At 65.6% G+C, this 23,238-nt stretch carries 18 protein-coding genes; 4 read left to right on the top strand and 14 right to left on the bottom strand.

Annotated elements, in window-relative coordinates:
- Positions 1–164: 164 nt before the first annotated feature.
- From RBB39_RS00170 to ptsP, 3 genes are read right to left on the bottom strand one after another with little or no spacing between them, the layout of a single operon-like run.
- Positions 165–1,928, bottom strand: a complete 1,764-nt coding sequence (locus tag RBB39_RS00170) for a PTS fructose-like transporter subunit IIB (RefSeq protein WP_045994077.1) — start codon at positions 1,926–1,928, stop codon at positions 165–167.
- Positions 1,925–2,926 carry a 1-phosphofructokinase family hexose kinase gene (locus RBB39_RS00165; protein WP_045994078.1) on the bottom strand — a complete coding sequence of 334 codons (1,002 nt, stop codon included), beginning with the start codon at positions 2,924–2,926 and terminating at the stop codon, positions 1,925–1,927. Before RBB39_RS00165 ends, RBB39_RS00170 begins: the two co-directional genes overlap by 4 nt.
- Positions 2,923–5,811, bottom strand: coding sequence for a phosphoenolpyruvate--protein phosphotransferase (gene ptsP / locus RBB39_RS00160; RefSeq protein ID WP_108448259.1), 2,889 nt, complete (start codon positions 5,809–5,811; stop codon positions 2,923–2,925). Before ptsP ends, RBB39_RS00165 begins: the two co-directional genes overlap by 4 nt.
- Positions 5,812–6,142: 331 nt before the next feature.
- Here ptsP and cra point away from each other — a divergent pair, with 331 nt between their 5' ends.
- The gene (gene cra / locus RBB39_RS00155) at positions 6,143–7,141 is read left to right on the top strand and encodes a catabolite repressor/activator (protein WP_108448258.1); all 999 of its coding nucleotides are present in this window, start codon (positions 6,143–6,145) and stop codon (positions 7,139–7,141) included.
- A gap of 66 nt (positions 7,142–7,207) precedes the next feature.
- On the opposite strand, the gene RBB39_RS00150 is transcribed toward cra, so the two are convergent.
- The 6 genes from RBB39_RS00150 to RBB39_RS00125 form a co-directional block, all read right to left on the bottom strand.
- On the bottom strand, positions 7,208–9,382 hold the full coding sequence (locus tag RBB39_RS00150) for an ATP-binding protein (RefSeq protein ID WP_108448257.1): 2,175 nt from the start codon (positions 9,380–9,382) through the stop codon (positions 7,208–7,210).
- A 166-nt stretch (positions 9,383–9,548) separates the two neighbouring features.
- Positions 9,549–9,962, bottom strand: a complete 414-nt coding sequence (locus RBB39_RS00145; RefSeq protein ID WP_240184182.1) for a molybdopterin-dependent oxidoreductase — start codon at positions 9,960–9,962, stop codon at positions 9,549–9,551.
- Between the two features lie 242 nt (positions 9,963–10,204).
- Entirely contained in the window at positions 10,205–11,023 is an 819-nt protein-coding gene (locus RBB39_RS00140; protein ID WP_045994083.1) for a DUF2189 domain-containing protein, read from the bottom strand.
- Between the two features lie 221 nt (positions 11,024–11,244).
- A complete protein-coding gene (locus RBB39_RS00135) occupies positions 11,245–11,673 on the bottom strand; it encodes a universal stress protein (protein WP_045994084.1) in 429 nt (142 codons plus the stop codon).
- Between the two features lie 11 nt (positions 11,674–11,684).
- A complete protein-coding gene (locus tag RBB39_RS00130; protein ID WP_287164204.1) occupies positions 11,685–14,279 on the bottom strand; it encodes a TRAP transporter permease in 2,595 nt (864 codons plus the stop codon).
- 213 nt (positions 14,280–14,492) lie between these two features.
- Positions 14,493–15,476: a TAXI family TRAP transporter solute-binding subunit gene (locus tag RBB39_RS00125; protein WP_045994086.1), complete on the bottom strand. Its 984-nt coding sequence runs from the start codon at positions 15,474–15,476 to the stop codon at positions 14,493–14,495.
- A 419-nt stretch (positions 15,477–15,895) separates the two neighbouring features.
- Between RBB39_RS00125 and RBB39_RS00120 the strand changes: the two genes are divergently transcribed.
- Complete coding sequence (locus RBB39_RS00120; RefSeq protein WP_052704464.1) at positions 15,896–16,762, top strand: carbon-nitrogen hydrolase family protein; 867 nt, start codon at positions 15,896–15,898, stop codon at positions 16,760–16,762.
- An 11-nt stretch (positions 16,763–16,773) separates the two neighbouring features.
- A complete protein-coding gene (locus RBB39_RS00115) occupies positions 16,774–17,301 on the top strand; it encodes a macro domain-containing protein (RefSeq protein ID WP_204248980.1) in 528 nt (175 codons plus the stop codon).
- 76 nt (positions 17,302–17,377) lie between these two features.
- On the opposite strand, the gene RBB39_RS00110 is transcribed toward RBB39_RS00115, so the two are convergent.
- The 3 genes from RBB39_RS00110 to RBB39_RS00100 all read right to left on the bottom strand — a co-directional run bounded on the left by RBB39_RS00110 (position 17,378) and on the right by RBB39_RS00100 (position 20,260).
- Positions 17,378–18,673 (bottom strand): TRAP transporter large permease, encoded by a 1,296-nt coding sequence (locus RBB39_RS00110; RefSeq protein WP_045994088.1) that lies wholly within the window; start codon positions 18,671–18,673, stop codon positions 17,378–17,380.
- Complete coding sequence (locus RBB39_RS00105) at positions 18,663–19,139, bottom strand: TRAP transporter small permease (RefSeq protein WP_045994089.1); 477 nt, start codon at positions 19,137–19,139, stop codon at positions 18,663–18,665. The genes RBB39_RS00110 and RBB39_RS00105 overlap by 11 nt, the downstream gene beginning before the upstream one ends.
- Positions 19,140–19,228: 89 nt before the next feature.
- On the bottom strand, positions 19,229–20,260 hold the full coding sequence (locus tag RBB39_RS00100) for a DctP family TRAP transporter solute-binding subunit (RefSeq protein ID WP_371931844.1): 1,032 nt from the start codon (positions 20,258–20,260) through the stop codon (positions 19,229–19,231).
- A gap of 416 nt (positions 20,261–20,676) precedes the next feature.
- Between RBB39_RS00100 and RBB39_RS00095 the strand changes: the two genes are divergently transcribed.
- Positions 20,677–21,573, top strand: a complete 897-nt coding sequence (locus tag RBB39_RS00095; protein ID WP_306168556.1) for a DMT family transporter — start codon at positions 20,677–20,679, stop codon at positions 21,571–21,573.
- On the opposite strand, the gene RBB39_RS00090 is transcribed toward RBB39_RS00095, so the two are convergent.
- Positions 21,570–22,079, bottom strand: coding sequence for a DUF192 domain-containing protein (locus RBB39_RS00090; protein WP_045994092.1), 510 nt, complete (start codon positions 22,077–22,079; stop codon positions 21,570–21,572). The two genes, RBB39_RS00095 and RBB39_RS00090, sit on opposite strands and share 4 nt — an antisense overlap.
- A 9-nt stretch (positions 22,080–22,088) precedes the next feature.
- Entirely contained in the window at positions 22,089–23,237 is a 1,149-nt protein-coding gene (locus RBB39_RS00085; RefSeq protein ID WP_306168555.1) for an ABC transporter ATP-binding protein, read from the bottom strand.
- Position 23,238 lies beyond the last annotated feature (1 nt).

Below are 23,238 nucleotides of genomic sequence, written 5' to 3'. Positions count from 1 at the left end.
ACCAGTCGATCATTTCGTTAAAGGGTCAGGAACAAAAAAAATGGCCCGACCTGTCAGGCCGGGCCATTGAGCAATACCCTTCATCGTGCACCAGTGAGAGGCGCCCAGGACGCCATCTGCACCTTGCTGGCCGTCAACCGCCGGTGAGTGCCGAGCCCCCCTTATCAGGCCCCCTCGCCCACCGGCATGGAGGCCGTCTCGCCGCGCTTGATGGCGGCGTAACCGAGCCCGGTCACCAGCGAGCCCGCGACGATCGCCAGCAGGTACCACAACACTGGAGTAATCGCATTTGGAATCAACAGCACGAATACGCCGCCGTGGGGGGCCATCAGCTTGGCGCCCACCAGCATCGAGATGGCTCCGGTGATGGCGCCGCCCAGCATGCTGATGGGAATCACCCGCAGCGGGTCCTTGGCGGCGAAGGGAATCGCGCCCTCGCTGATGAAGCACAGCCCCAGCACGAAGGAGGCCTTGCCGGCCTCGCGCTCGGGGTCGGCAAACTTGCGCCCGGCGACGAAGGTGGCGATGCCCATGCCGATCGCCGGCACCATGCCGGCGGCCATGATCGCCGCCATGGGGGCGTAGGTCTCGGAGGCGAGCAGGCCCACCCCAAAAGTGTAGGCCGCCTTGTTGACCGGCCCCCCCAGGTCGAAGCACATCATCGCGCCGAGCAGAATCCCCAGCAACACCGCATTGGTGGAGCCCATGCTCTCGAGGAAGGCGGTCAGTGCCTCGAGCACCCCGGCCACCGGCTCACCGACCACATAGATCATCACCAGACCGGTGACCAGACTCGCGACCAGCGGGATGATCAGGATCGGCTTGAGTGACTCGACGCTGGAAGGCAGCTTGACGTAGCGGGTCACCGCCTTGGCCACGTAGCCGGCCAGAAAGCCCGCCAGGATACCGCCGATGAAGCCGGCACCGATGTTCGACGCCAGCATGCCGCCGATCATGCCCGGGGCGATGCCGGGCCGATCGGCGATGGAATAGGCGATGTAGCCAGCCAGCACCGGCACCATCAGGGCGAAGGCGGTGCCCCCACCGATCTCCATCAAGGCGGCAGGCAGGGTGCCCTCCTCCTTGAAGGCCTCGATGCCGAAGACGAAGGACAGCGCGATCAAGAGGCCCCCGGCTACCACCATGGGCAGCATGAAGGACACCCCGGTCAGCAGGTGCTTGTAGACGCCCTTCTCCTTGAAGCTCTTGGCAGACTCGGCCCTGGCGCCACCATCCGCGCTTTCCACCTGGGCCTCGATCAGCGCCGCCTCGATGGTCTGGCGCGACTTCTTCAGGGCGTTGCCGGTGGACGTGCGGTAGATCCGCTTGCCGGCAAATCGGGTGGGATCGACCTCGATATCGCAGGCCAGGATGACCAGGTCCGCCTGGGCGATCTCGTCGTCGGTCAACTGATCCTGAGCGCCCACCGAGCCCTGGGTCTCGACGCGTACCTGATGGCCGAGCCCACGCCCTGCCTCGGCCAGTGCCTCGGCGGCCATGAAGGTGTGGGCGACCCCGGTGGGACAGGCGGTCACCGCGACGATGCGCGCCTCGTCGCTGACGTCTGCAGCCACGGGGCCATTCCCTGAAGCGCTGGCCGCCTCATCATTGAGGGGGGTAAACACCTGGGCGTCACGGGCCGCCCGCTCGAGAAAGTCCGACGGGTCGCTCAGGGCATCTTCCAGGCTGCCACGATACAGGCGCTTGCCGCTGAAGCGGTGGGCCCCGGCGATGGGTTCGCCCACCGCGATCACCAGCTCGGCCGCGGCCAGGGTCTGGTGGGACAGGGTCTCGACCGGCGCCAGGCTCGAGTGCACCTCGGTGGAGAGCTGCCAGTCCTTGGCCTCGGCGGCAGGGGTCAGGCGCTGGGCGGCCAGGTAGCTCGTGACGCTGCCGCCGGGGCAGGTCGTCAACAGGATCACGTTCATGCAAGTACTCCCCGGGCTTCGACGTCATTGAGGCGCCGCACCCTGGTGTCGGAAAGAAGGTCGGTGAAATCGGAGGCGTCGGCCCGGCCCACGCCGGTGTGGCGCACCGCCTCGGCGGACAGCGCCGTGGCAAACCTCAGCGCCTGTTCCACAGGCGCCTCGCACAGCACGCCGTGCAGCATGGCGGCAAACAGGGTATCGCCGGCACATACGGTATTGGCCACCCTGACCGCAGGAGGCAGCGACTGCCACAGGCCATGCGGACCCAGCCAGGTCACACCGTCGGCACCGGCGGAAATCAGCACGTCGCCGACGCCGGCGGCGTAAAGCTCAAGGGCTGCACGCTGAACGTCGACGTCTGTTGCAATGTCACGATCCGCCCAGTCGGCCAGCTCCTCCAGGTTGGGCTTCACCGCGTCGGCCCCCGCCTTGACCGCTGCCTTGAGCGCCTCGCCGCTGGTGTCCACCCACACGGGTACGCCGGTGGCCTTGATCCGAGTGATCAGTTCGGCCAGCGCCGAAGCGCCGACTCCCGGTGGCTGGCTGCCGCCGATCATTACCGCGGCGGGGCGCAGCGCAGGCGTCGTCAGGCGCGCCTCGATGGTGGCGATCAGGCGCTGCCAGGCGTCGGCATCGACGCTGAGTCCCGGCGCATTGATATCGCTGACGCGACCGTCGGCCTCGCTCAGCTTGGTGTTGATGCGGGTGGCGCCGGGCAATCGCACAAAGGCGTCCTCGACCCCCATCTCGGCGAAGGCATCGATGAAGGGCGAGTCGTTGTCACTGCCCAGAAAGCCGGTGACACAGACCGGGTGGCCCAGGGCGGCGAGCACCCGCGCCATGTTGACGCCCTTGCCGGCGGCGGTCAGCTCGACTGACTCGGCGCGGTGCAGCGCACCTGGCGTCAGCCGGTCCACAGCGACAGACAGGTCCAGCGCCGGGTTGGCCGAAATGGTCAGCACCGGTGGCTTGACGGCATTGCCGGATATCTCGCTCATTGGTTCGCCTCCAGCTCTCTGCGCACGTCCCGGGCGGTGGGAGCGGCCAATGCCAGGGCGGCGAGTTCCCGGGCCCGGGTGGTGGAGACCGACGCCAGGCGTGCCTTGACCATGGGTACCTGGCGGGCGCTCACCGACAGCTCGTCGATGCCGAGGCCAACCAGCACCGGAATCGCCTGGCGGTCGCTGGCCAGCTCACCGCACACGCCGACCCACTTGCCATGGGCATGAGCCGCCTGGACGGTCATCTGGATCAGCCGCAGCACGGCCGGGTGCAGGCCGTCGGACTCCCCGGAAAGCTCAGGATGACCACGGTCGATGGCCAGGGTGTACTGGGTCAGGTCGTTGGTGCCGATGGAGAAGAAGTCGACCTCGGGCGCCAGGCTCGGCGCCAGCAGCGCGCAGGACGGCACCTCGATCATCACGCCCAGCTGCAGGCGGTCGCCGTCTCGGCTGACGCCGAGTTCGCGCAGCACCTCATCGAAGATCGCACGGGCGGCGCGGAACTCATCCAGGTCCTTGACCATGGGCAGCATGATGCGCAGCGGCCGGCCGTCGGCGGCCTTCACCAGGGCGCTGAACTGATCGCGCAGCACCTGGGGACGCCTGAGGGCCAGACGAATGCCACGCAGGCCGAGGAAGGGGTTGTCCTCCTGGGGCAGTGGCCAGTAAGCCAGCGGCTTGTCGCCACCCACGTCCAGGGTCCGCGCCACCAGCGGGCGGCCGTCCAGAGCGTCCAGGGCTTCGCGATATTCGCGCTCCTGGGTCTCCACGTCCGGCAGCGAGGCGTGGGCCATGAACAAAAACTCGGTACGCAGCAGCCCCACCCCCTCGGCGCCGCGCGATACGGCGTCGCGGGCGTGGGCGGTATTGCCCAGGTTGGCGACCACCTCCACGCGGGTACCATCCTCGGTCCGGGCGTCCTCGAAGCGAGCGTCCCAGGCACGTGCCTTGAGCGCCTCCAGCGCTTCCATGCGCGCCTCGAAGCGCTCGCGACGCGCTTGCGAGGGTGCCGGCACGACCCAGCCTTCATCGCCGTCGAGCAGCATCTCAGTGCCATTTTCGAGCGCCAGCACGCCGGCACCGGCACCGACTACCGCCGGTATCCCTAGTGCCCGGGCGAGTATCGCGCTGTGGGCGGTGGCGCCGCCCCGGGCGGTGAGGATGCCGCGAACCCGCTCGGTGTCCAGGCGGGCGACATCGGACGGACCGATATCGTCGGTCACCAGCAGGTAAGGCACGGCCGGCGGCTCGGGCAGCTCGACGTCGCACAGGATACCCAGCACACGACGGCCGACGTCACGCAGATCCGCGGCTCGTTCGGCCAGCAGGCGATCGGCCAGCTGTTCCTGGGCGCGGGCGGCGACGTCGATGGCCTGCCACCAGGCGGCCTCGGCGGAAAGCCCCTCGTCGATGCCCTCGCGCGCGGCCTGGGCCAGTTCCGGGTCTTCGAGCATTTCCTCATGCATCGACAGAATGGCGGCGACCTCGCCTCCGGCGGTCCGGGCGATCAGGGCCTTGAGCTGCTCGCCGCCCTGGGCGATGGCCCGCTCGAGGCGCTGTCGCTCTAACGCGGAGTCCGCCGCCTCGCGGGGATAGTCGAAGTCCGGGGTCTTGATCACGAAAAGCGGCGCCACCGCGAGTCCCGGCGATGCGGCCACCGCTTCCAGCGGCTGGTCGGCGGGCGGCATGCTTGCCGCCACCGGCTCCGCGACCGCCTGCTCGGCTTCGCCTTGCGACACAGCCGAAGACGCCAGTGGCGTCACCTGCTCCCCCAGACCATCGTTGATCGCCTCGACCAGCGATGTCAGCGCCTGTTCGGCACCCTCGCCTCGCGCCGACAGGATCAGCTCCTGTCCTCGTCTGGCACCAAGACCGATCACCTTGGTCAGCGACGCCGCCGACACCGGGCGTCCGCTGCCCTCGGCCAGGCGCACCTGCACGGCGACCCCGCTTTCGCGTGCCTTCTGGACCAGCACCTTGGCCGGACGCGCGTGAAGCCCATGGGCGTTGAGCAGGCGTACGCGACGACTCTGGGCCGAGCCACCTTCGCCAGCCAGCAGCGCCAGCCAGTCGTCGGCGTCCCGCTCGCGCAGATGGGCGGCGTCGGACTCATCCAGTGACGCCACCAGCGACACGATGGCGTCGGCCAGCGGGCGTCCAGCCTCGCCATGGGAGGCCAGGCACAACACCGCCTCGACGTCGCTGCCCTGATGCTGGACGGGCTTGGCCGGCGTCACCGCAGCGAGTGCCGGCGTGGACACGCCGGCTTCGCTGGACGCAAGCCACAGCCCCCGTCCCAGGTGCGTCGGCATGGAGGTGACCATCTCGGCAAGATAGGCGGTATCGACCAATGCCAGCTGGCGCAGCCGCTGAGCCCCGGCCAGCGCCAGATCGAGCAGGTCGTCGGCGCGATGGCCCAGCACCAGGGTGTCCTGGTCCAGTCGCGGGCGAACCACCGGCCGAGCCAGCAGCTCGGTGATCTCCTCGGCGCTGCTCGCCTGGGCCAGGCGTTCGGAGACACCGTCCCGGTCGAGCACGTGGGTCAGGCTTCTGAGGATATCCAGGTGCTCATCACTCTGGGCGGCGATGGTCACCAATACATGAACGAGGTTGCCGTCGTGCCAGCGCACGCCCTCGGGGAACTGCAGCACCCGCACCCCGGTGCGACGCACCGCGCCTCGACTCTCGGGGGTGCCGTGGGGGATGGCGATGCCATTGCCAAGCCAGGTGGAAGACTGGGACTCCCGATCGACCAGGCCCTGGCGGTAGCCGTCATCGACCAGGCTGGCCGCCTTCAGGGCGTCAAAGGCGGCGTCGAGGGCGTGGCGCCAGCTCTCGGCACGACAATCCAGCAGGATGTCGTCGGCGTTCAGCGTCAGCATGAAGGGCTCTCCTGGGTGAGGTGCAGCGTTTCCTCACCGGTATCGGTTGAACGGTGTCGGCGAGGAGGTCCAGCGCCCCGGCACTGCCGGGATGCAACAGATACAGCGCACGCCGGATGCTGGGATCACCTGGCTTCGGCAAATGCAAATTGCTCGAAAGCTGAATCGTGTCACCTCACCATGCCACAATGCTGGTACGATTCAGCGCACATGGCAAGTCGCAAAAGCTACGACTTTGGCAGGGGGACACTGCTGCCATGCCAGGTAGACTAGAGGGAATTGACACCTTGTCGCCGTGACCACGCCCGACGCCTTCAATGGAGACACCCGCATGACCTTGGCCGAAATTGCCCGCCTGGCCGGCGTTTCCCGCACCACCGCCAGCTACATCGTCAATGGCAAGGCCAGGGAGCGCCGTATTCGTCAGGACACCGTGGACCGAGTGATGGCGGTGGTGGCGGAGCATGGCTACCGTGTCGATGCCCAGGCGGCGGCCCTGCGGCGCGGCAGCAGCCGCATCCTGGGGCTGATCGTGCCGGACCTGGAAAACTCCAGCTACGCCCGCCTGGCCAAGCACCTGGAACGCGGAGCGCGGGCCCAGGGCTACCAGCTGCTGATCGTCGGCTCCGACGACCAGCCCGACAGCGAGCGGGACCTGGCCCTGTCACTGCGCGCCCAACGCTGCGAGGCGCTGATCGTGGCAAGCTGTCTGGCGCAGCCGGCGTCCTTCTATACCGAATTGATGAATGAGGGTCTGCCGATCATCGCCATCGACCGGGGCCTGCCCGAAGCGAGCTTCGCCAGCGTCGTCAGCAACGACCGCGAGGCCGCCGAACAGCTCACACGCTCGCTGATGACGCCGGCAGTCAAGAGCGTGCTATGGCTCGATGCGGTGCCGCACCTTTCGATCACCGAAGAGCGCCGCGCCGGCTTCCGCGCAGGCGTAAGGGGACGCGAGCTCGAGTGCACCCTGGAAAGCGGCGACCACTATGCCCGCGAGGAAGGCGCCAGGCTGCTGGCTGACTACATCGACAAGAAGGGACTGCCCGACGCCCTGGTAACCGCGTCCTACATTCTGCTGGAAGGCGCCCTGGACGAATTGATTGCACGCGGCGGCCTGCCCCCGCGTCTGGCCATGGCGAGTTTCGGCGACAACCGCCTGCTGGACTTCCTGCCGCTGGCGGTCAACTCCGCCGTCCAGGATCATCGGGGCATCGCCGAGCAGGCCCTGGCGCTGGCGATGGATGCGGTGCGGGGTGAGTACCGGGCCCAACGGGTGGTGGTGCCACGACATCCGCGCTGGCGGCGTCCCCGTCCCCAAGGCAACTGAAACGGCACTTTCCCACGACCACTGAACAGTAGAGCTCAGCAACACAGCGGGACGCCGAAGCCGACCTCAGGTCTGGGAGGCGCGCCTCTCGCTGCGGGCAAAGGCCGCCAGGGTGCGTTCAAGCAGCTCAGGCAGCGCATCGATGACGCCTCTGGCATCCTCGATGCAGCCATCCAGGGCACAACGCTCCAGCGCTCGCGCCGCCTCGGCCAGAGCCATGGCGCCGACGCCGGCGGCCTCGCCCCTGAGCTGATGGGCCAGTTGGGCCAGCGGCTCCTCCTCGCCTCGCCGGTAGGCGCTCTGGATCTCCGGCAAGCGTTCGCGCGCCTGTCGCCCGAACAGGTCCACCAGAGCATCCCGGCGCTCGCCCCCAAGCCCTTCGTCCAGGGCATCGAGCGTATCGGCATTGATCAGTGAGGTGATACCCCTCGGAGTCGTCGAGGTCTCGGACTCTCCCAGCAGGTGGCGCTTGAGCACCATCAGCAGCGTGCCCATCAACAGCGGCTTGGTCAGATAGTCGTTCATGCCGGCGGCCATGCAGTCCGACTCATCGTGACTGGCGCCACCAGCGGTCATCGCCACCACGGGAACCTCACTACGCCAGTCGGAAAAGCTGCGAAGGCGTCGGGTGACCTCGCGACCATCGAGGTCAGGCATCTGGACATCCATCAATATCAGGTCAAAACGGCGCTGTGAGCAGAGAGCCAGCGCTTCCTTGCCGCAGGAAGCCAGGGTAGCCGAACAGCCGAGGCGTTCCAGCATCGCGATCGCCACTTCCTGGTTGACCAGATTGTCTTCCACCACCAGCAGATCCGCCTCGGCGAGCTGTTTGGGATGCGCGCGCGCCCTGGCCACCGTCAGCGGTTGACGGCGGGGTTCGTCACAGGGCACCAGCGGCAATCGGAACCAGAAGCGACTGCCCTTGCCTCGACGGCTGTCGACCCCTATCTCGCCCCCCATGGCCACTACCAGGCGCTTGGAAATCGCGAGGCCCAGACCGGTGCCGCCATAGCGCCGGGCGACGGAGGCATCGCCCTGGCGGAAGGGCTCGAACAACTGAGGCAGCAGGGACGCCTCGACACCCTGACCGGTATCCACCACGTCGAACTGCACCCAGCCCTCGTCCACAGGCGCTACCGACAGCCTCACCATGCCGCGGTCGGTAAACTTGATGGCGTTGGCCAGCAGGTTGAGCAGCACCTGCCGAAGCCGGCCTGGGTCCCCCTGGAGTCGTGCCGGCAGCGTCTCGTCCACGTGGCCAAGCAAGCGCAACCGCTTGTCGAGTGCGCGCGGACGAAACAGCTCCAGCGCATCTTCGATCAAGGCATCGAGTGCCACCGGCTGAACATCCAGCTCCATGCGTCCTGCCTCGATCTTGGAGAAGTCGAGGATGTCATCGATCATGCCCATCAGTTGGCGGGCGCTGTCATGAATGGTGTGCGAGTAGCGGCTGGCGGGCTCCGACAGTTCGAGATCACGCAACAGTTCGCTCATGCCGATGACGCCGTTGAGCGGCGTGCGGATCTCGTGGCTCACCGTGGCCAGAAAGTCGGACTTGGCCTGACTGGCGGACTGGGCGCGCCGGGCACTGATTTCCAGTTCGCCGCTCAGCGTCTCCAGTGCCTTGCGCGAGGCCTCGTTGTCACGGGCTTCCTTGAAAAGTACGGCAAGCATGACCCCTCCGGCCAGGCTCATACCGAGGATCATCACCAGCAGCAACAGGTACAGTCGCTGCAGACGAACACGCTCTGCGGTATTGATCTCGGCCAGATGGCCGTTGACGGCCATGATCAACCTTTCGGTCTCGGTGGATAGCGCGGCAAGATGCTGGTCAAGAACGGCCTCTGCCTCGCTATCGAGGGACGCCAGGGCACTGACCTCGGCATCCAGGTCCTGCATCAGGCTGATGATGATCGACAGTTGGCGACGCGCGGCCGGAGCCTCCTCGACCAGATCGTGAATGTCGCTGTGGCGAAACAGGTTCAGTCGACTGAACAACAGGTCGAACTCGAGCCTGAAGCCGGCCAGTTGTTCGGGTCCATGCTCCCCGAACAACAGGTGATTGCGCAGCAACACCACGTCTCGGTCCAGCTTGTAGGAATGCCAGGTGATGTCCTCCACCACCTGGTGGGAAAGATTGTCATGGCGCCAGGCGACCAGACCGATCACCACCATGGCAGCAGCAAAGAAGGTCAGTGCCGCCACGGCGCTGAATACCAGTCTCAGAGGATAGCGTCGCATACGGAACGGATGCGCCGAGCACCCTCCTCCTTGGGTCGGGAATCTGCTGGCAGAATGTTCGGGTCGACACCAGCCGATACACCGGGATCACTCACTATGGTATTGGGGCGCTGCACTCCCTGCCTTGCCTCCTGATGGCCTTCGACCGATCTCCCGGTGACATTGATCACGGGACCTCGATGGCATCTACCTGCCACACCGAGCGAAACTGGACCGACTCGTTTCGCAGTTCTGGATGATCATCGAAAGGGTACAACACGAACAGCGGGCCGAAGTTTCGCACCGACATCGCTTCGCCGTCCTGCTTCATGGCCAGGATGACGTCATAGCGATAGGCATCGGAGACCGGGATATCGGCCACGAAGCCGTTCAAGGCGTGCACGCGAATGCTGTCGGCGGTGACACCGGCGGATTCCAGCACGCTGCGGAGCAGCGGCCCCTCGAAACGGCTGGCCTGGCTATGCCACGGGGTATCGGTCACCAGCGCACGACTCTCCAGATCGTCGAGCATGGCACGATCCAGCAGAAGCTGTGCATCCACATTGGTGTTCTGGATATTGCCCGATACTTTAAGCAGCACAGGCCCCACCGGAGCTGGCAAAGGCTGGGAATGGGCCTGGCCGATTCCCCCTGCTACCAACAGCCCCAGGAGGACACCCACCTGGCAAAGGAAAGCTGGCACCCGCATGACGTCTCCTGACTCTTTCTGCAGGAGTAGATTACGTGATCGAGCGCCAAAGGTCAGTCTGCGGGCCCCTCGAGCTTTGCTGGTTCAGGAAAACGCCCCCTGTCGGGGCGTCTTCGCGGACCAGGTTGCCGCCCTCAGGCGCCGGGGTCGTCCAGCCGTTCGCACACCACCAGGTCTTCGTAGGCGTGCCAGCTCGCGTGCCCCAGTACCGGCAGAATCAAGGCAAGCCCGATATAGAAGGTGGCCATCCCCACCAGTACGCAGCCGGTGAGAATCGCTGCCCACAGCAGCATCGGTCGGAAATTGCGTGCCACCGAACGAATACTGGCCTCGATGCCCTCCATGAACGTCAGGTCCTGATCCATCAGGGTTGGAATCGCGACCACGCTAATGGAAAAGGCGCCAAACGCCAGCACACAGCCAAAGGCCAGCCCCACCACCAGCATGCCGAGGCCTTCCGGCGTGGTCAGAAGTGACGCATAGACCGTGGACGGATCCGGCGACTGGAGACCGAAGAACAGGGCAAACAGCAAGGTGGCCAGGCGAATCCAGGCGAGAAAGAAGATCATCATCATCACGCCCATCATGGCCAGTTGCCCGGTGTGGCCGCGCCAGGCGCCAAAGGCATCCCCCAGGGTCGGGGAGCGGCCTTCTTCCAGCGCCCTGCTGATCCCGTAGGAGCCCACCGCCACCAACGGCCCGATGAACATGAAGCCGGCCACCAGCGGCAACAGCCAATGCCACAGTCCCAGCGTCAGCGCCCCTGCCGTGACGGCGATGCTGAGCCCGACCCAGAACATGCCATAGGAAAGGCTGACCGCAGTGGCGGCCCGAAAGTCCTCGAATCCCGAAGATAACCACACCCTGGGCCGCCCCATACCGACGTTCTTGATGGAGATCTTTACCCTGGCCCCGCTCGACTCCTTGTCGTGTCGTGATGCTGCTGCACTCATCATCTACTCCCCCCTGTACCCACGGATGACGGTTGCCACCGCCCACCTGTCACGGGAGTCAAGGGGCAAGATGCGAGGTTCCTTCACGCCATCGCCGGCGCCCATCGACTCTAATTTGACTGTAGTTGATGGGCCCTGGATTCGCCTTCAACCTACGCAAGCTTACGAAAACGCCCCCTCATGTGAGGGGGCGTCGATGGCGCTAGCGCTTGTCGTCTGGGTCAACGCACGATCATCACCGAACACTTGCTGTGATGGACGACGTGCTCGGCGTTGGGGCCGATCACGTAGTCGGCGAACTTGCGCTTGGTATGCGAGGCCATGACGATCAGGTCGGCATCGATCTTCTTGCCGACCTTGATGATGGCTTCCCAGGGGGAGCCATCGGCGATGATCGCCTGAGCCGTCAGGTCCTCCGGCACGTGCTCGACGATGAAGTCATGCTGCGCCTTCTGTACCGCTTCATGGGCCTTCTTGGCGAAGTCCTTGGGGAAGTAGGACCCCACCAGCGGCATGCGGTAGTCCGGCAACACCGTCACCAGGTGCAGGCTGGCACCAAAGTTGCGGCACAGCGAGAGCGCCACCGGCAGTGCCCTCTCCCACGACGATGGCTCATTGAGATCGACCGGTAACAGGATCTTCTGGTACATGACGGACCTCCTCAGGCCGTGGCCTCAGTGGTTTCAGGGGGCCGGCGACGGCGTTGTGCCAACACGATCAGGGCGAACAGCAGAAGCGCCGGAATCCACATCAGCTCTTTCGGCCAGCGATCCACCGGTGCCTGAATCTCGACGATCTCCTGATCGAAGTCGAAGCCGAGATCCGCAGCCTGACTGCCATAGGTCACCATGTCGACGATGGCGCGACCGTCCTCGACGATCAGCTCCAGACCGAGATTGAGCAGGCGATCCTCACCGGTCTCGCCCTCTGCCACCGGCAGCGTCATGTAGGTCGTCAGCGGATCGCCGAAGGCGTCCTCGCCCTTGACCTGCAGACGCAGGGTGCTGTCCTCGTCCACGTTGCCGTAGGCCTCGACGAACTCGGACGGCGGCACACTGCGATAAGGATCATGGATGATGTCCATCCAGAAGCCCGGGCGGAACAGGGTGAAGGCCACCAGCAGCAGCAGGATGCTCTCGTACCAGCGATTGCGGGTGATCATGTAGCCCTGGGTCGCCGCGGCGAAGATCAGCATGGCGATGGTCGCCACCACGAAGATCAATACGCCCTGCAAGGGCGCCACATCGATCAGCAGCAGGTCGGTGTTGAAGATGAACAGGAACGGCAACGCGGCGGTACGCAGGCTGTAGTAGAACGCCTGGAAGCCGGTGCGGATCGGATCCCCTCCAGAAACCGCCGCGGCGGCAAAGGAGGCAAGGCCCACCGGCGGCGTGACGTCGGCCATGATGCCAAAGTAGAACACGAACAGGTGCACCGCGATCAGCGGTACCAGCAGACCATTCTGCTCACCCAGTTGCACGATCACCGGAGCCAGCAGCGCCGACACCACGATGTAGTTGGCGGTGGTCGGCAGCCCCATGCCCAGGATCAGGCTGAGAATGGCGGTGAAGAACAGAATCAGCATCAGGTTGCCCATGGACAGGATCTCGACCACGTCCGCGAGCACCAGGCCGACACCGGTCTGGGAGACCGCACCCACGATGATGCCGGCGGTGGCGGTGGCGATACCGATACCGATCATGTTGCGCGCGCCGGTCACCAGCCCCGTCCACAGGTCCAGACAGCCTTCGCGCAGATCCTTGCCAAGATCACCCCGCCCACGGAAGGCGTGCATGATCGGGCGCTGGGTCAGCATGATGAAGATCATGAACACCGTCGCCCAGAAGGCGGACAGTCCCGGTGACAGGCGCTCCACCATCAGACACCAGATCAGCACGATCACCGGCAGGATGTACTGCAGGCCTACCAGCACCGTGGGTCGGGTCTGGGGCAGCTTGTAGATAGGCTCGTTGGGATCATCGAGCTCGAGCTCGGGATAGTTTGCACCCAGCTTCAACAGCGCCACGTAGACCACCGAGAGCGCCACGGCCACCACCCAGGGAGTCGCATCACCCAGTACCGGCTTGAGCCAGCCCAGGCCGTAGTAGACACCCAGCGCCACCACCATCATCAGCAGCAGACCACCGAGGAAGCCGATCACCTTGCGTACCAGCGGCTTGGGCGGGTTGGAGCTTTCCAGCCCCTCCATGTTGGCCTTGAGCGCCTCGAGGTGAACGATGTAGATCAACGCGATATAGGAAATCAGCGCCGGCAGGAAGGCGTGCTTGATCACCTCCACGTAGGAAATGCCGACGTACTCCACCATCAGGAAGGCGGCGGCGCCCATCACCGGCGGCATGATCTGGCCATTGACCGAGGAGGACACCTCCACCGCACCGGCCTTCTCCGAGGAGAAGCCGACACGCTTCATCATCGGAATGGTGAAGGTACCGGTAGTCACGGTATTGGCGATGGACGAGCCGGAGATCAGGCCGGTCATGCCGGAGGCCACCACGGCGGCCTTGGCGGGCCCGCCCTTGTAGTGGCCCAGCAACGAGAAGGCGACCTTGATGAAGTAGTTGCCGGCACCTGCCTTGTCGAGCAGCGCGCCGAACAGCACAAACAGGAAGACGAAACTGGTCGAAACGCCCAAGGCGATACCAAACACACCCTGGGTGGTCAGCCACTGGTGATTGACCAGGCCGTAAAGGCTAACGCCACGGTGAGCGAGGATACCCGGCATCCAGGGCCCCGCCAGCGAATAGAAGATAAAGATCGAGGCGATGATCATCAGCGGCGGCCCGAGCGCCCGCCGTGTTGCCTCGAGCAGCAGAATCAGGCCGGTCACACCGACGATGACGTCCTGCAGGATGGGTGCGCCAGGACGGTCAGCCAGCTGTTCGTAGAACACGAACATGTAAGCCCCGGCGGAAGCGGCCAGAATCGCCAGCACCCAATCCTGAAGAGGAATGCGGTCCCGCGGCGAGCGCTTGGTCGCGGGGTAGGCCATGAAGGCCAGAAACAATGCAAAGGCCAGGTGAATAGAGCGCGCTTCGGTGGCGTTGAAGACGCCGACGCCGGCCATGAACGGCAACGGCGAAGCAATCCATAGCTGGAACAGCGACCATGCCGCCGCAACGCCTACCAGCAGCTTGCCGGGCGCACCCAAGGGGTTGCGCGAACCGGAGTCGCTGGAGGCGACCATGTCCTCGAGATCCACTTCGGACTGCGTGGATCTCTTGTTGTCCTCAGTCATAAGCGTGCCCTGCCTGGAAGAGGAATCGTCATGATGGAGGGCTTCGCCTCCATCCCCGAATGCCCGCTTTCGCGGGCCAGTCGTGCTGGCGCTGTCTGGTCTCTACCGAACGTCCGGTGTCGATCCATCGACGGGCCACAACGCACTGCGCGGCCGCCCAACGGCCGACCGCGCAGAGATTAGCTGGCTATTCCCCCGAGAGGGGAAGAACCCTTACTCGATCCAGCCCTGCTCGCGATAGTAACGAGCGGCACCTTCATGCAGCGGTGCGGACAGACCGTTGGATACCATGTCCTGCGGATCCAGGTTTTCGAAGGCCGGGTGCAGACGCTTGAAGCGATCGAAGTTGTCGAACACTGCCTTGACGGTCTGGTAGACCAGCTCGTCGTCGGCCTCGGCGCTGGTCACGAAGGTCGCGGCGACACCGAAGGTCTCGACGTCATCCGGGTTGCCCTTGTACAGACCGCCTGGAATGGTGGACATGGAGTAGTACGGATACTCCTCGACCAGGCCCTTGATGGCGTCGTCGTTGAGCGGCACCAGCTTGGCGTCGACGGTGGTGGTGGCTTCCTGGATGGAACCATTGGGGTGGCCGACGACGTAGGCCATGGCGTCGATGTTGTTGTCCGACAGGGCAGATGCCATCTCGGCTGCGTCGAGCTGCGAGGCCAGCGAGAAGGTGTCTTCGGTCCAGCCCTTGGCGTCCATCACCACTTCCATGGTGTTGCGCTGGCCGGAACCCGGGTTACCGATGTTGACGCGCTTGCCGGCCAGGTCATCGAGGCTCTCGATGTCGGCGTCGGCACGGGCCAGGATGGTCAGCGGCTCGCCATGCACCTTGAACACGGCACGCAGGTCTTCGTAGGCTTCGCCCTCGAAGTTGCCGGTACCGTTATAGGCCTGATACTGCACATCAGACTGGGCGACACCCATGGTCAGCTCGCCACTGCGAATACCATTGACGTTGGCCACGGAGCCACCGGTGGACGGCGCGTTACAGCGGATGCCGGTCTCTTCGCTGTTGCGATTCACAAAGCGGCAGACAGACTGGCCAACGACGTAATACACGCCGGTCTGACCCCCGGTGCCGATGGTGATGAACTGTTCTTCGTCCTGGGCCATGGCCGGGGACGTGAACATGGCGGCTCCGAGAATGGCGCTGGACAGTGCAGCGGCGGAGAAAGCATGGCGCTTCATGGTCACACCTCTTTTGGTATTGTCGACGTTGACGGCATGGACTCGTGCCTTGCCCCTCCTGGGCCGGCAAAAGATCCACCAGTCATTCCTTTTGCGATAAATTCACCTGGAGAGACCAGGCCGAATCATTGTAAAACGAGAGTTTAGCTACCGCTAACGTTTAGTGGGCGTTAATTTTTTCTGCACGCCCCTCAGGGCGTGGAGAAATATCCCTTCCCTCCCCGTCGGCCTGCAACGATGGCCAGGTACACAACGAGGACTTAAGGCGCTCGACCACTGACACTCGCGGAGCGGAAATCGAGCGTCGACGGTCTACCGTGAGCATAGCCCTTGGCACCGCTGACGCAATCGACTGCCGCCCATGTCGTCGCGCTGTCGATTCGGGTTACCCTGCCTCTTTCGCCAACTGCGAGGAATCCATGCGCCTGCTGGCTTGCCAGACCACAATCCCGGCGACCCGCAATCGGCTCGACCAGCGCGACCACCTGGACGCCCTGGCCGGGCGCCTGCGCACTGCCGCGTCGCAGCAACGCCCACAGCTGATCGTGCTGCCGGAGCTGTCGTCCCAGGAGTACGGCGAGCAGGCCTTCGAGGCGATGGATGAACTCGATGACGACCTGCAAGGGCCTGTGACAGCACACTATTGCGCGCTGGCCCGGGAACTCAGGTGCCCGATCGCCTTCGGCGTGGCGCGCAGATCACGCCGGGCCGACGGCTCCCTCTGGCGCCATATCAGCCAGGTGGTCGTCGACGCCGAGGGGCAACTGGCGGGAGCCTACGACAAGCTGCACTGCGCCCAGTTCGGCGCCAGCGCCGAGGCGGCCCACTTCAGCCCGGGCGAGCGCCTGGTGACGCTGGATATCGCCGGCTGGCGCGTCGGCTTCATGATCTGCTACGACCTCAGGTTCGGTGAGCTGGCCGCCCGCTACCGCCGGTTGGGCGTCGACCTCATGATCCACCCGGTGGCCTTCACTCGGGACTTCTCCTTCACCAGCTGGCACAGCTTCGTCATCACCCGGGCGATGGAAAACCAATGCTACTGGCTAAGCCTCAACCGGGCCGGTAACGGCTGGGGGCACTCGCTGTTGTGTCCGCCACTGGTCACCCCCGAGGCGTCGCCAGAGGTTCTGGGCGAAGAGGAAGCGTTGGTCAGCTGGCAGCTCGAGCGCGACACCCTGGAGCGTGCCAGGAAGCGGCTTCCACTGGCGGGCGACCGCCGTCAGGACATCGACCGGCTGGCCACAGGGCCGCTACCGTCACCGACGGTTACCACCGCAAGCCAATGACAGGAGTCTCCATGGACTATCCCTTGATCGAATGCATTACCGGTGACATCGCCCGCCAGGCCGACGTCGAGGCGGTGGTCAACGCAGCCAACGCCCAGCTGGAAAGCGGCGGCGGTGTGGCCGGCGCCCTTCACCGTGCCGCCGGCCCGGAGCTGGCCCAGGCCGGGCGGCCGCTGGCACCGATTCGCCCCGGCCAGGCGGTCATCACCGAAGGCTTTGCGCTGCCCAACGCCTGGGTGATCCACTGCCTCGGCCCGGTCTACGGCGTCGACGAACCGAGCGCCGAACTGCTCGCCGGCTGCTACCGAGAGGCGCTGGGCCTGGCCCAGCAGCAAGGCATCCGTCGAGTGGCGTTCCCGGCACTGTCCACCGGCGTATTCGGCTACCCGCTGAACGAGGCGGCGGAAATTGCCGTGTCCACGGTCCTGACCACCCTGCCCGCCTGCCCCGATATCGAACTGGTACGCTTCGTGCTGTTCGACGAGGCCAGCCGAGACGTCCATCAACGCTGGCTCGAGACGCTGACCGACAACGACTGAAGACCATGAACACAACAAGGCGCGAGCCATGCTCGCGCCTTGTGCCCCCACTGCCCAGGGTACTGCCCCAGGCGGCCTAGACGTTGTAACCCAGCACCCGAGGCAGCCACAGCGCGATCTCCGGGAAGATCACCACCAATGCCAGCGCCGAGGCCATCGCCGCCACGAACACCATGGCCCAGCCCAGGGTCTGCTCCAGCCTGACCTTGGCGACCTCGGTGGTCACCATCAGGTTGACCGCCACCGGCGGAGTAAACTGGCCGATGGCGATGTTCATGGCCAGCAGGATGCCGAACCACACCGGATTCCAGCCGAAGTGCTGCATCACCGGGATCAGGATCGGCATCATGATCAGGTAGATCGAGATGGCGTCCAGCAGCATGCCCGCGGCCAGCACCGCCAGCATGATCAACAGCAGCAGCAAGGTGCCGTTGTCGGATAGCCCGATGACCCACTCTGCCAGGTGACGGAAGGTGCCGAGCATGGTCCCGGACCAGGCGAAGATGCCCGCCAGGGCGATGATCAGCATGACCACCCCGGACACCACCGCCGCCTCGCCCATCAGCCCCCACAGGTCCTTGAGCGACAGCTCACGGGTCAGCACCAGGCCGACCAGGATGCCGTAGGCCACGGCGACCACCGCCGCCTCGGTGGGCGTGAACAGGCCACTGCGCAGACCGCCGAGTATGATCACCGGCGCGAACAGCGCCGGCAGCGCCTCGCGGAAGCTCTTGCCGATGGGTGGGCGCTCCATCTCGGCAGGGTCTTCCCAACCATAGCGCCGGGACAGCCACAACGCCGGAATCAGCAGCGAAGCGCCGGCCAGCACCCCGGGAAAGAGTCCGGCGGCGAACAGCGCCCGCAGATCCACTCCCGGCACCACGATGGAGTACAGGATCAAGGCCACCGAAGGCGGGATCAGGATGGCGGTAGACGCCGAGGAAGCGATCAGGGTCGCCGAGAAGGGCCGCGGATAGCCCGCGCGGGTCATGCTCGGCAGCATCACCATCGCCACCGCGGCGGCGTCGGCGGGGCCGGAGCCGCTCATGCCCCCCATGATCATGCACACCACCACCGCGACCACCGCGAGGCCACCATGGCGAGGCCCGATCAGCGCCTGGGCGAAGCGCACCAGGCGTGCCGCGACCCCCGCCCGCTCGAAGATCAGCCCGGTCAGGATAAATAGCGGAATGGCGATCAGCGGATACTTGGCCACGCTGTTGTAGGTATTGGTGCCAAGGGTCGCCAGCATCGCCGGCGACAGCCCGGTGACGATGCCCACGGCGCCGGACAGGCCCAGCGAAAAGGCCACCGGCACGCCGGCGATCAGCAGCACCAGAAAGGCGATCAGCATCCATACATCAGGCGTCATCGTGAGCACCTCCGCGCAGTCGCTCCAGGCTCGCCTGGCACTGGCGGAGGAACATCAGCCCCGACAATAGCGGCAGCCAGATCAGGTACCACCACTGGGGCAGCCCAAGTCCGGGCGACAACGACTGCCACTGGTACTCCTGCCAGGTCATGAGCGCACCGAACCAGGTGATCAGGCCCAGCACCAGCAGCCCGCACAAGCCCTGGAAGATCACCAGCAGGCGATAGCCAAGCGGCGGCAGCGCCCGCTCCAGCAGGCCGATACGGATATGGCGATGGCTTCGCAGAGCCACCGAGGCACCGGCGAAGGTCAACATGACCAGCAGAAAGACAGAAAACTCTTCGGTGAACGCAAAGGAACCACCGGTGATGTAGCGCACCACCACATTGACCAGGCTGATCGCACCGATGATCAGGATCGCCAGGGTGGCCAGGGTGCGCTCGATTCGTGCATCAGGACGTTTCATCGAGAAAGGGCGTCGGTCGGGAGTCAATCAACGCCGACCCTCGATCATGAGGGTCGGCACAAGGTTTACCGCCGCGTCAGAGCGGTTGCTCAGCGCGCGTCGATGGCGCTTCGGGCGGCCTCGACCAGGTCCTCGCCGATGCGCGGCACCCACTTCTCGTAAACGCCTTCGGTCGCCGCGACGAACGCCTCGTGCTGCTCCTCGCTCAAGTCGGTGACGGTCACACCACGCTCCTGAATGGCCGCCAGGCGCTCGCTCTCCTGCTCGCGGGTCATGGCGATCTCCCAGGCGCCGGCTTCGACCGCGGTCTCACGCAGCAACGCCTTCTCGTCATCGGACAGGGTGCTCCAGACCTGCTGGTTGGCGGCGAAGATCAGCGGATCGTTCATGTAGTTCCACAGCGTGACGTGCTCCTGGCCGACCTGGTCGATACGCGCCACGTCGAACACCGACAGCGGGTTCTCCTGGCCATCCACCGCGCCGGTGGTCAGCGCCGGCTTGGCGTCGGCCCAGCTCATCTGGGTCGGGTTGGCGCCCAGTGCACTGAAGGTGTCCTGGAACAGCGGCGACCCCACCACCCGGATCTTCAGGCCTTCCAGGTCCGCCGGCTCGTCGATCACGCCCTGGGAATTGGACAGCTGGCGGAAGCCGTTCTCGCCCCAGGCCAGCGGCACCACGCCCCGCGACTCGATCGCCTGGAACACCAGCTCGCCGGCCTCACCTTCGGTGATCGCGTCCACCGCGCTCTCGTCCGGCATCAGGAAGGGCAAGGAGAACAGATTGAGTTCCGGCACCTGGGGCGACCAGTTGATGGTCGAGCCCACCGCCAGGTCGATCAGCCCCGAGCGCATCGCCGAGAACTCCCGGGTCTGGTCACCGCTGACCAGCTGGGAATTGGGAAAGACCCTGAGCGTCAGCTCGCCGTCGGAACGCTCCTCGACCAGGTCAGCCCACTTCTGAGCGGCCTGGCCCCAGGGGAAGGCATCGGAAAGCACCGTGGAGACCTTGAGTTCCCGCGCTTCGACGTCCGCCGAGGCGGCCAGCGAGCCAAGGGCGATGGCCGCACCGACCAGGGTGAGAGAGAAACGAGACGGCGAGCGCGAGCCGAACAGAGATGTCATGACGTGTCCTTGCATTGATGCCCCCTTGGCCAGGCCAAGGCTGACCGGTACCTGACACAAGCGCTGCATCAGAAGCCGGATCTAGCCTGGCGAAGGCTGGGGGTCGAGTGTGGTGATTAAGGGAGAAACGTATTGATCTTGTCGACTTTTCAATATGCCTGCAAACGGTAATCCGCGACAAGTGCCGCGCGATGCGCGAAAGGCCCGTTGGCCTTAGGACAAGCGCGCTCAGATGTCCTCGCCATGTCGTTCGTGCGAGGGCTGCACGGCTGGAGCTTGTGAGAGCGTGGACATCGAGCGTCTGCGAAAGGGGGAACCGAGCATGACGTGGTGAACAAGGCAGTCGAATGAAGGCGCCCCTCGGACCGGCCCAGGGGCTCTGCTATGCTGCTCGTTTTACCCATCAAGGACGACCGGTGCCCCTACGCGACCTCCTTCTCGGCCTCCTGGTCATCGCCATCTGGGCGTTGAACATCATCGTCATCAAGCTTGGCGTGTCAGACATGCCGCCCTTGCTCCTGACCACCCTGCGCCTGGCATTGGTGGCCGCGCTGCTGGTGCCCTTTCATCCGGTGGCGCGCCATCAGCTGCCCTTCCTGGCACTGCTGTCGGTGACCTTCGGGGTGATGAACTTCGCCCTGCTGATCATCGGGCTCGGCCAGGCCGAGGCGGGTACCGGTGCCTTGCTGGTGCAGATGGGTACGCCCTTCGCCACCCTGCTGGCGGTGATCTTTCTCAGGGAGCGGCTCGGCGCAAAACGCCTGGTGGGACTGTTGCTGTCGTTCGGCGGCATCGGCGTGCTGGCCGGCGGGCCGACCCTGCCGGCGCCGCTGCCTACCGCACTGCTGCTGGCCAGCGCACTGGGCTGGGCGGTATCCCAGCTATTGATCAAGCTAGGACCCAAGGTCTCGCCGATGGCGATGGCCGGCTGGATCGCGCTGTTCGCCACTCCCCAACTGGCGCTGGCCTCCTGGTGGTTCGAGGACAACCACTGGCAGGCGCTGCAGGATGCTGGCCTTGCGGGATGGGGGGCGGTGCTCTACACCGCCCTGATGTCCTCGATCCTGGCCTACGGCATCTGGTTTGGCTTGATCCGGCGCCACGACGTCAACCGGGTGGTACCGCTGACGCTGCTGGTGCCGGTGCTGGCGGTGATCCTCGGCATCGTGCTGCTGGGTGACAGCGTCAACGCCTACAAGCTGGGCGGTGGTGGCATGGTGGTCGCAGGGGTGGCGCTGATCGTCATCCGCTTCGGGCCTCGTCGTGCTCCCGCCACCCCGCCGGTACCCACCGCCGCCAGCAAGGACCCCTAGCCGCTGCAGCTCTCGCTGCTGCCCGGCCAGCTGACACAGTCGCCGGGACCGACGCCCAGCGCCTCGAATGTCCCGGCCTTGACCTCCAGGGCAGCGTGGTAGCGCGACGCCGGACGGGTCGTCGGACATTCCTGGGCCTCGCCCTGGCAGGGCTCCATGCGACGAATCTCCTGGATGCGTCCGTCGGCACCGATAAAGGCGATATCCAGCGCCAGCAGGGTCTGATACATCCAGAAGCCGTTATGCACCCCCTGGGGACTGGCGTAGAGAAACAGCATGCCGGCGTCATCGGCCAGTCGCTCGCGCCCCATCAACCCACGGTTGCGCTCCGCCGCCTCGTCGGCCACCTCGACCGTCAGACGACTCGGCCCCTGGGATCCGTGGACCACCAGGGTCACCTCTTCCCTGTCGGCGGCGGCAAAGGCCGACGTCGCCAGAAAGGGCGTGGAGAACGCCACCGGCGCGAGCGCCAGGGAGCTGAGGAATCGACGGCGAGTCAGGGTCATGGAGGCCTCTCAGTCAGGATGGTCATCGGCAGACAAGGCAGGCAGCTTATCCGCTTGCATCAGGTGGATGCCAGCGGCCAGCAACGAGACATTGACCCAGGCACCCTGCGCGAGCCCATTGCGCCTGGCGGCGTGGGTCGAGATATCAAAGCGCAGGGGCTGGCTTTCGTGGGGCACCCTCAGGGTCACGGAACTCTGTCCGCCCAGCACCAGCAGCTCATCCACCCGCGCGGTGACCAGATTTTCCCGCACCCCGCGGGAGGGCCGGTCGCGGCGCTGCAGCACGATATCGGATTCCGGCAGGTACCAGGTCACCCTGGCTCCCTCGCCGAGCCCCTCGAGGCCTGCGGCCACCTCAAGACACCACTCGCCCCAGCCAAGGCGCAGTCCCTGGGCGGTATCGACCACTCGCCCGCTGAAGATGTTCGGCCGGTCCAGCAGGCGCGCCACCTCGGGACTGTCGGGGCGTCGGAACAGCTCGCTCGGGGTGCCCTGCTGCAGGGTCCGGCCGCCATGCAGCACGCACAGGCGATCGGCCAGGGCGCTGGCCTCGTTGAGGTCGTGGGTGACCAGCACGATGGGGATATTGAGGCGTTCGCGCAACTGCACCAGCTCACGCTGAAGACGCCGGCGCGTCACCTGGTCCACCGCCGAGAAGGGTTCGTCGAGCAGCAGTACCTGTGGCTCCCTGGCCAGCGCCCTGGCCAAGGCCACCCGCTGACGCTGGCCGCCGGACAGCTCTCGCGGCAGGCGCCGCTCCAGCCCTTCGAGGTTGACTCGCTCGAGCCAGTGCGCGGCTCGCAGGCGACGTTCACGCCGCGGCAGGTGGCCCAGGGCGGTGGCGATATTGTCGGCGGCGTCGAGATGAGGAAACAGCGCATAGTCCTGAAACACCAGCCCCACCCTGCGCCGCTGCGGCGACCACACGACCCCCTGTTCGGCGTCAAACCACCGCTCGCCGCCACAGCGCACCGTCCCCGAGGCAGGAGCATAAAGCCCCGCGATGGCGCGCAGCAGGGTCGACTTGCCGCTGCCCGAAGGACCGACCAGCGCCAGCAACTCCCCGGGACGGCAGGCGAACCGTGCCTCGAGCGGAATCGGCCCGGGCTGGGCCAGGTCGACGTCGAGTCCCGCATGGACATCCTGCTGATGGTGCATG

Origin of the sequence: Halomonas sp. MMSF_3323 (assembly GCF_030733595.1) — a bacterium.
GTDB lineage: Bacteria > Pseudomonadota > Gammaproteobacteria > Pseudomonadales > Halomonadaceae > Halomonas > Halomonas litopenaei.
This window is presented reverse-complemented; position numbering and strand designations above follow the sequence as displayed.